Source organism: Rubellimicrobium aerolatum (assembly GCF_017872975.1).
In the GTDB taxonomy this organism is placed as follows: Bacteria; Pseudomonadota; Alphaproteobacteria; order Rhodobacterales; family Rhodobacteraceae; genus Rubellimicrobium; species Rubellimicrobium aerolatum.
In genome coordinates, this window is record NZ_JAGGJP010000037.1 from 1 (window position 1) to 7,796 (window position 7,796).

8 protein-coding genes are annotated in these 7,796 nt (G+C 68.9%); 7 read left to right on the top strand and 1 reads right to left on the bottom strand.

Annotated elements, in window-relative coordinates; genetic code table 11:
- Window positions 1–408 precede the first annotated feature (408 nt).
- The 4 genes from J2Z33_RS17725 to J2Z33_RS17740 all read left to right on the top strand — a co-directional run bounded on the left by J2Z33_RS17725 (window position 409) and on the right by J2Z33_RS17740 (window position 4,238).
- Entirely contained in the window at window positions 409–2,193 is a 1,785-nt protein-coding gene (locus J2Z33_RS17725; protein ID WP_209843547.1) for a methanol/ethanol family PQQ-dependent dehydrogenase, read from the top strand.
- Between the two features lie 72 nt (window positions 2,194–2,265).
- Window positions 2,266–2,886 carry a c-type cytochrome, methanol metabolism-related gene (locus tag J2Z33_RS17730; RefSeq protein ID WP_209843534.1) on the top strand — a complete coding sequence of 207 codons (621 nt, stop codon included), beginning with the start codon at window positions 2,266–2,268 and terminating at the stop codon, window positions 2,884–2,886.
- Window positions 2,867–3,697 (top strand): substrate-binding domain-containing protein, encoded by an 831-nt coding sequence (locus J2Z33_RS17735; protein WP_209843536.1) that lies wholly within the window; start codon window positions 2,867–2,869, stop codon window positions 3,695–3,697. Before J2Z33_RS17730 ends, J2Z33_RS17735 begins: the two co-directional genes overlap by 20 nt.
- Before the next feature lies 1 nt (window position 3,698).
- Window positions 3,699–4,238, top strand: coding sequence for a PQQ-dependent catabolism-associated CXXCW motif protein (locus tag J2Z33_RS17740; protein ID WP_342454229.1), 540 nt, complete (start codon window positions 3,699–3,701; stop codon window positions 4,236–4,238).
- Between the two features lie 2 nt (window positions 4,239–4,240).
- Here the strand turns inward: J2Z33_RS17740 and J2Z33_RS17745 are convergent, their stop codons facing one another.
- Complete coding sequence (locus J2Z33_RS17745) at window positions 4,241–4,750, bottom strand: DUF3280 domain-containing protein (RefSeq protein WP_209843538.1); 510 nt, start codon at window positions 4,748–4,750, stop codon at window positions 4,241–4,243.
- A gap of 56 nt (window positions 4,751–4,806) precedes the next feature.
- Between J2Z33_RS17745 and J2Z33_RS17750 the strand changes: the two genes are divergently transcribed.
- The 3 genes from J2Z33_RS17750 to J2Z33_RS17760 are packed head-to-tail and all read left to right on the top strand — an operon-like array spanning window position 4,807 to window position 7,420.
- Complete coding sequence (locus J2Z33_RS17750; protein ID WP_209843540.1) at window positions 4,807–5,985, top strand: ABC transporter substrate-binding protein; 1,179 nt, start codon at window positions 4,807–4,809, stop codon at window positions 5,983–5,985.
- Window positions 5,982–6,947, top strand: coding sequence for a YVTN family beta-propeller repeat protein (locus J2Z33_RS17755; RefSeq protein WP_209843542.1), 966 nt, complete (start codon window positions 5,982–5,984; stop codon window positions 6,945–6,947). Before J2Z33_RS17750 ends, J2Z33_RS17755 begins: the two co-directional genes overlap by 4 nt.
- 20 nt (window positions 6,948–6,967) lie before the next feature.
- Complete coding sequence (locus tag J2Z33_RS17760) at window positions 6,968–7,420, top strand: cupredoxin domain-containing protein (RefSeq protein ID WP_209843545.1); 453 nt, start codon at window positions 6,968–6,970, stop codon at window positions 7,418–7,420.
- The last annotated feature ends 376 nt before the right edge of the window (window positions 7,421–7,796 follow it).

Below are 7,796 nucleotides of genomic sequence, written 5' to 3' on the forward strand. Positions count from 1 at the left end.
CCCCATGATCACCCACACCCTGCCGCTGGACAGGATCAACGACGGATTCGAACTGATGAAACGAGGCGAAAGCATACGCAGCGTCGTGGTGTATTGAGGATGGACATGGGCCCGTCCGAGAGGAGATGCTGATGACGGGCGGCCGGACCGGAGTCCGTCATGTCGAGCTTGCGGCGGGACCGGGAGGAGGTCCCCAGCCGCATCGGGACGTGACCGCCGCCGCCTGCGACGCGGCGCGCAAGCCAGGGGAGGGCTGAGCCAGGGGGGGAGGCAAGGACGGCACCTGCGGGACCCGACCCGGACCCGCGCGAGGTCGCAGCCGGCGGCGAGGAGGCGTCGCCCGTCCAAGACGGCCGGACACGGCCGAATGGCATCTAGGGAGGAATTAACGTGAGACGATCACTGCTGATGTCCGCCACGATCCTCGTGGGCGGAACGGCCCCGGCTTTGGCCAATGACGAGCTGATGGGCCTGATGGACGATCCCAAGCAATGGGTGATCCAGACCGGCGACTACGCCAACACCCGCTTCTCGGAGCTCGACCAGATCAACCGGGAGAACGTGGGCGACCTGCAGGTGGCCTGGACCTTCTCGACCGGCGTGCTGCGCGGCCATGAAGGCGGGCCGCTGGTCGTCGGGAACATGATGTACGTCCATACGCCGTTCCCGAACATGGTCTATGCCCTCGACCTGAGCGACGAGGGCAAGATCGTCTGGAAGTACGAGCCGCAGCAGGACCCGAACGTGATCGCGGTCATGTGCTGCGACACGGTGAACCGCGGCGTGGCCTACGCCAACAACACCGTCTTCATGCACCAGGCCGACACCACCGTCGTCGCGCTCGACGCGATGACGGGCGAGGTCAAGTGGAGCGTCAAGAACGGCGACCCGGCCAAGGGCGAGACCAACACCGCCACGGTCCTGCCCGTGAAGGACATGATCATCGTCGGCATCTCGGGCGGGGAATATGGCGTGCGCGGGCACGTCACCGCCTACGACATGGCGACGGGCGAGCAGCGCTGGCGTGCCTACTCGACCGGGCCGGACGCCGAGATGCTGGTCGATCCGCAGGCCACGACGCACCTGGGCGAGCCCATCGGCGCGGATTCGTCGCTGAACTCGTGGGAAGGCGACCAGTGGCAGATCGGTGGCGGCACGACCTGGGGCTGGTACAGCTACGATCCCGAGCTGGACCTCATCTATTACGGAACCGGCAATCCCTCAACCTGGAACCCCTCGCAGCGGCCGGGCGACAACAAGTGGTCCATGACCCTCATGGCCCGCGACCCCGACGACGGCATGGCCAAGTGGTTCTACCAGAAGACCCCGCATGACGAGTGGGACTACGACGGCGTGAACGAGAACATCCTCGTCGATCAGGAGATCGACGGGCAGATGCGCCCGCTGCTCGTCAACTTCGACCGGAACGGCTTCGCCTACACCATGGACCGGGCCACGGGCGAGCTGCTGATCGCCGAGAAGTACGATCCGGCGGTCAACTGGGCGACCGAGGTCAACATGGACCCGAACTCGGACCAGTACGGGCGTCCGCAGGTCGTGGCCGAGTTCTCGACCCGCGCTCAGGGCGAGGACACGAACACCACCGGCATCTGCCCGGCGGCGCTCGGCTCCAAGGACCAGCAGCCGGCGTCGTTCTCGCCCCGGACGGGCCTGTTCTACGTGCCGACGAACCACGTCTGCATGGACTACGAGCCCTTCCGGGTGAGCTACACGGCGGGCCAGCCCTACGTGGGCGCGACCCTGTCGATGTATCCCGCTCCGGACAGCCATGGCGGCATGGGCAACTTCATCGCCTGGGACGCCCGCACGGGCGAGATCAAGTGGTCCCTGCCCGAGCAGTTCTCGGTCTGGTCGGGGGCGCTGTCCACGGCGGGCGACGTGGTCTTCTATGGCACGCTGGAAGGCTACCTGAAGGCCGTGGACGCCGAGACGGGCGAGGAGCTCTACCGCTTCAAGACGCCGTCGGGGGTGATCGGCAACGTGATGACCTACGAGCACGAGGGCAAGCAGTATGTCGCCGTGCTCTCGGGCGTGGGCGGCTGGGCCGGGATCGGCCTCGCGGCGGGGCTGACCAACCCGAACGAGGGCTTGGGCGCGGTGGGTGGCTATGCCTCGCTGAGCCAGTACACGGCGCTCGGCGGGCAGCTCACCGTCTTCACGCTGCCCGACTGATCGGACGGGACGCGCCTTGAGACGGCCGGCGGCGCGCAAGCCCGCCGGCCCCCTTGGAACAGGAGTGGACGAATGACGCGCATCCCGCGCAGGACGGGCCTCGGGCTTGCCCTTCTGGTGCTGACGGCCCCGGCGGGCTGGTCGCAGGACAACGCCGAGCCCACGGCGGTCGAGCCGACGGCGGCCGAGACGGCGGCGGCTCCGGAGGCTGGGGCCGGATCGGGGACCGAGGCGACGCCGGCCTCGGGCGATCCCAACATCGTCGCGGTCTCGGAGGAAGACGGGCGCTACTTCACCGCCGACGGCATCCCGACCTACAACATCGCCGCCGACGGGACAGTGGACTGGCCCACCTATTCCGGCTTTCGGCGCTACCATGCCGAATGCCACGTCTGCCACGGGCCGGACGGCGAGGGATCGAGCTACGCCCCCGCTCTCAAGCATTCGGCGGTGCGGCTGGACTACTACGACTTCTACGGCATCGTCGCCGGCGGGCGGCAGAACGTGGACGCCGGGCACACCAACGTCATGCCGGCCTTCGGCACCAACGCGAACGTCATGTGCTACCTCGACGACATCTATGTCTATCTCAAGGCCAGGGGCACCGAGGCGCTGCCGCGTGGCCGTCCCGCCCAGCGCGAGGACAAGTCCGACGCCATCGCGGAGGCCGAGAATGGCTGCCTGGGGACCTAAGCTCGCGGTCGCCCTGATGCTGCTGGGGTCGGCGGGACCGGCAGGGGCGCAGGTGGCCGACCTCGTGTCGCGCAGCGCCTTCCGTGTCTGCGCCGACCCGGCGGCTTGGCCTGCATCCTCCGAGGACGGGACGGGCTACGAGAATCGCATCGCGGAGCTTCTGGCGGGAGAGCTGGGGCGGCCAGTCGAATACACATGGTATCCGATGTCCACGGGCTTCATCCGCCGCACGCTGGCGGCGGCGGAATGCGACGTGGTGATCGGCTACGCCCAAGGGGACGAACTGGTGCTGAACACCAACCATTGGCTCACCTCGTCCTGGGTGCTGGTCGCGCGCGCGGATGGGCCGCTGGCCGAGGTGGACGCGCTGTCCGACCCCCGACTGCGCGAGGCCAGGATCGGGATCGTCGCCGGGACGCCGCCTGTGGACCATCTGGCCTATAACCGGCTGCTGACCAACATCGAGTCCTACGATCTCTTCGCCGACCGCCGTTACAACTCGCCGCCCGACCGGATGCTCGCGGACCTCGGGGCGGGGACGATCGACGCGGCGCTGATGTGGGGGCCGATCGCCGGGCCTCTGGTCAAGGAGCGCAGCCTGCCCTTCGTGGTCACGCCGCTGCTCAAGGAAGAGCGGATGCCGCATCTGTTCTACCGGATCACCATGGGCGTGCGTCAGGGCGAGGACGCCTGGAAGCGCGAGATGAACTCGCTGATCCGGCGCAACCAGGACCGCATCGACGCCATCCTGCGCGAGGCGGGGGTGCCGCTGCTGAACGACATGGGCACCGGTCTCAAGGCGGCGGGGTAGGGTGCTCAGGGTCCTGTCCGTCCTCCTGGCCACGCTGCCCGCCGTCCTGATGGCGGAGCCCGTGCCCGAGCCCGAGGGCTTTCGCGATGCGCCCTACCGCGCGCCCGTGCCCGAGGGGCTGGCAGGGGCGACGACCGTCGGCACCGAGGAGGCGTTCCGGCTCTGGGAGGAAGGGCGGACGGTCTTCGTGGACGCGCTGCCGCGCGACGAGAGGCCCGCCGACCTGCCCGTGGGCACCATCTGGCGCGACGCGCCGCATGACAGCATCCCTGGCGCGGTCTGGTTGCCCAACACCGGGTATGCGCGGCTGCCACCCAAGGACGAGGTCTACCTGCGCGAGGGGTTGGAGCGGATCGCCGGGGGCGACCCGGCGCGGCCAATCCTGTTCTTCTGCAAGGAGGAGTGCTGGATGTCCTGGAACGCCGCCAAGCGGGCGCTGTCCTGGGGCTATCGCGCCGTGCACTGGTATCCGGGCGGCACCGACGGCTGGACGCGGGCGGGCCACCCGCTGGAGCCGGTCGAGCCTCTGGAGCGGCCATGACGCTAATCGGCGAAGAAGTGGTTGTTCAGGATGTAGCGGCCGCCTCGCAGCCAGGAGTCGTCGGTGTTGCCCCGGATGTCCACGGCCAGCATCCGCACCGGGCGGCCCGCCTCCACGTCGCGCAGCACGAGGTTCATCGACAGGATCAGGTTCGACACCTTCTGCACCTCGCCCACCAGCGCGTAGTCCGCGCCCAGCCTTTCAGCCATGCGGAGGTCGCAGCCGTTGCAGTCGGCGGGGTTCAGCGTCCGGTCCAGCTCCTCCCTCACGGGCGCGAGGTCGAGGAGGGTGAAGCCTTCGTCCAGAAAGCGTTGGCGGACCGAGTCCTCAAGGAGCGCGAGCCGCTCCGTCTCGTCGGGGCGCACGCCGTTGTAGGCGCCCTCGGTCGAGGTGTCGATGAAGTGGAGCCCGAGGAAGGCCACGGTCGCGCCGCGTTGCAGGGGCGGCGGTTCCTGCGCGGGGACCGGGCCGGCGAGGAGAAATGCCGCGAGGACGAAGAAGGGGGATCGCATTGCGTCAGACCTTGAGGGACGGAGGACAGCTAGTGCGAGCCGGGACGGTGGCGAGGATGGGTGCAGCGCTTGCCGTCTTCGGACTCCTCACTGGGTCGGCGGCGGCGCAGGAGGTCCGGGCCGCCGTCATCCGGGTGGACTATCCGTCGCTCCTGCCGATCTCGCGGCTCGACCTGCCGCCCGAGGATCTGGGCCATGCGGGGGCGATGCTCGCCACCGAGGACAACCGGACCACCGGACAGTTCATGGGCCAGAGCTACGAGACGGAGACGGTTGCCGTCCCGCCCGAGGAGGTTCGGGCGGCCTTCGACCGGCTGGTCGCCGAGGGGCACCGCATCGTCGTCGCGTTGGCGCGGCGCGAGGAGCTGCTGGCCTTGGCCGACGCCGCGCCCGTAGGGGTGCTGATCCTCAACGCCCGCGCCACCGACGAGGCGCTGCGTTCGGAGGAGTGCCGGGCCAACGTGCTCCATGTCGCGCCCAGCGACGGGATGATGGCTGACGCCCTGGCGCAGTTCCTGGTCTGGAAGCAGTGGGACCGCTGGTTCCTGATCCACGGCTCCCACCCCGAGGACCACGCGCTGGCCGACGCCTACCGCGCCGCCGCCGCCAAGTTCGGCGCCCGGATCGTCGAGGAGCGCGAGTTCGTGGACACCGGCGGCGCGCGCGTCGCGGACACGGGGCACGTGCTGGTGCAGCGGCAGATCCCCGTCTTCACACAGGACGCGGCGACGCACGAGGTGGTCGTGGCCGCCGATGCCAGCGACGTCTTCGCGCCCTACCTGCCCTACCAGACCTGGGACGCGGCCCCGGTGGCCGGATCGGCGGGCCTGCGCCCCCTGACCTGGCACCCCGCCCATGAAGCCTGGGGCGCGACGCAGATGCAGAACCGCTTCGAGGAGCTGGCGGGCCGCCCCATGCGCGAGGAGGATTACCAGGCGTGGCTCGCGCTGCGGGTGGTGGGCGAGGCGGTGACACGCACGCAATCCGCCGACTCCGTGGCGATCCGCGACTATGCGCTCGGCCCCAATTTCGAGCTTGCCGCCTTCAAGGGCCAGCCCGTGACCTTCCGCGACTGGAATGGCCAGCTCCGCCAGCCGATCCTCCTGGGGGACGGGCGCATCACCGTCAGCGTCTCGCCGCAGGACGGCTTCCTGCACGAGGTCTCGCCGCTCGACACTCTCGGGCTCGACCGGCCCGAGTCCCGTTGCACCGCCTTCCAGGGAGGACAGCCATGATCCGAACCACGCTCGCCGCCGCGCTGCTCCTGGGCGGGGCGCTGCCCGCGCAGGCCTACAAGGTCTTCGTCAGCAACGAGAGGGGAAACACCGTCACCGTTCTCGACAGCGAGACCTGGGAGGTCCTGGCCGAGTTCCCCGCCGGCAACCGCCCGCGCGGAATCACGATCTCGCCCGACGGGTCCGAGCTCTACGTCTGCGCCTCGGACGACGACGCGGTGCGGGTCTTCGACACCGAGACCTACGAGGAGACGCATACGCTTCCCTCCGGCCCGGACCCGGAGCTCTTCGTGCTGCATCCCACGGGGAACCCGCTCTACATCGCCAACGAGGACGACAACCTCGTGACGGTGACGGACGTGCAGACGCGGCAGGTCCTGGCCGAGGTGCCGGTGGGGGTGGAGCCCGAGGGCATGGGCATCTCGCCCGACGGCAAGGTGGTGGTGAACACCTCCGAGACGACCAACATGGCCCATTTCATCGACACGGAAACGTTCGAGATCGTGCAGAATACGCTGGTGGACCAGCGCCCGCGCTTCGCGCAGTTCACGGCGGACGGTGCGCGGCTCTATGTGAGCGCCGAGATCGGCGGCACGGTCAGCGTCATCGACCCTGCCACCGGCGAGATCCTCCACAAGATCACCTTCGAGGTGCCGGGCATCCAGCCCGAGCTGCTCCAGCCCGTGGGCGTGCGGGTGACGCAGGACGGCAGCCGCGTCTTCGTGGCGCTCGGCCCGTCGAACCGCGTGGCCGTCGTGGACGGCGAGACCTGGGAGGTGCTCGACTATCTGCTCGTCGGCCAGCGGGTCTGGCAGCTCGCCTTCACGCCGGACGAGAGGTTCCTCATCACCACGAACGGCAACTCGAACGACGTGTCGATCATCGACGTGGCGGCGGGGGAGGTGGTGCGCTCCGTGCCGGTGGGGCAGCAGCCCTGGGGCGTCGTGGTGGCGCCGGAATGACCCAAGCAAGGAGAGATCGAATGACCCGTCACAGGCTCGCGGCCGTTTTGGCCCTCATCGTCGCCGGCGGCTCGGCGCAGGCTGCGCCGCTCTGCGAGGATCTGGGCTTCGCCGGGCTCCTGGCGAGCTGCAACCGGGGCGAGCCTATTGCCCTCACGCTCGCCTCCGGCCAGCCGATCCACGCCGGGACGCAGCCGGTGGAGCTCCAGTCCGGCGCCTACTACGAGCTCGAGATCACCGCCGACGGCTCGGCCGAACTGGCGCTGACGGGGGCCGGGTTCTTCCGCTCCATCTGGATCAACGAGATCGTCATCAACGACATCGAGATCCGGCCGATGGCTGTGGACAGCCTGGAATTCGACGATCAGGGGACGGCCCGGATGTCCTTCGTGGCGATCCGGCCGGGGACCTACGACCTCTCGATCCCGGGCAGCAGTGGCGAAAGCCAGCGCGTGGAGTTCGTCATCCGCTGATCTGGCCCGAGACCTCTCGGGGCGGATCCTTCGCCAAGCCGTCCAGATGAAGGTAGCCGCGGCGATCCGAGAGACGTTCCATGAGCGCTTTGTCGCCGAGAACGATTTTACACAATCTTTGACCTCAATCCTGGCCCGAAGCCGACGCGCACAGGCCAAGAAGCCTTGTTCTAACGCGCCCTGACGCAAGGAAATGCCGCTCGCCTCGTGCGGCGGCCTTGGATGCGTCGGATCATGGCGCCGGCCTCGACGTCGGCGTCCACGCAAGCGCGAGGGACAAGAATGACCATTTACTATGTATCGGCTTCTGGCGGTTCGTCGGGCGACGGGAGTTCCGGCTCGCCGTTCCGCACGATCGGGCAGGCGATGGGGTCCA

Excerpts from the sequence above, each read along its gene's own strand:
- J2Z33_RS17725 (WP_209843547.1), top strand. The coding sequence starts at position 409 with ATGTCCGCCACGATCCTCGTGGGCGGAACGGCCCCGGCTTTGGCCAAT.
- J2Z33_RS17730 (WP_209843534.1), top strand. The coding sequence starts at position 2,266 with ATGACGCGCATCCCGCGCAGGACGGGCCTCGGGCTTGCCCTTCTGGTG.
- J2Z33_RS17735 (WP_209843536.1), top strand. The coding sequence starts at position 2,867 with ATGGCTGCCTGGGGACCTAAGCTCGCGGTCGCCCTGATGCTGCTGGGG.
- J2Z33_RS17745 (WP_209843538.1), bottom strand. The coding sequence starts at position 4,750 with ATGCGATCCCCCTTCTTCGTCCTCGCGGCATTTCTCCTCGCCGGCCCG.
- J2Z33_RS17750 (WP_209843540.1), top strand. The coding sequence starts at position 4,807 with ATGGGTGCAGCGCTTGCCGTCTTCGGACTCCTCACTGGGTCGGCGGCG.
- J2Z33_RS17755 (WP_209843542.1), top strand. The coding sequence starts at position 5,982 with ATGATCCGAACCACGCTCGCCGCCGCGCTGCTCCTGGGCGGGGCGCTG.
- J2Z33_RS17760 (WP_209843545.1), top strand. The coding sequence starts at position 6,968 with ATGACCCGTCACAGGCTCGCGGCCGTTTTGGCCCTCATCGTCGCCGGC.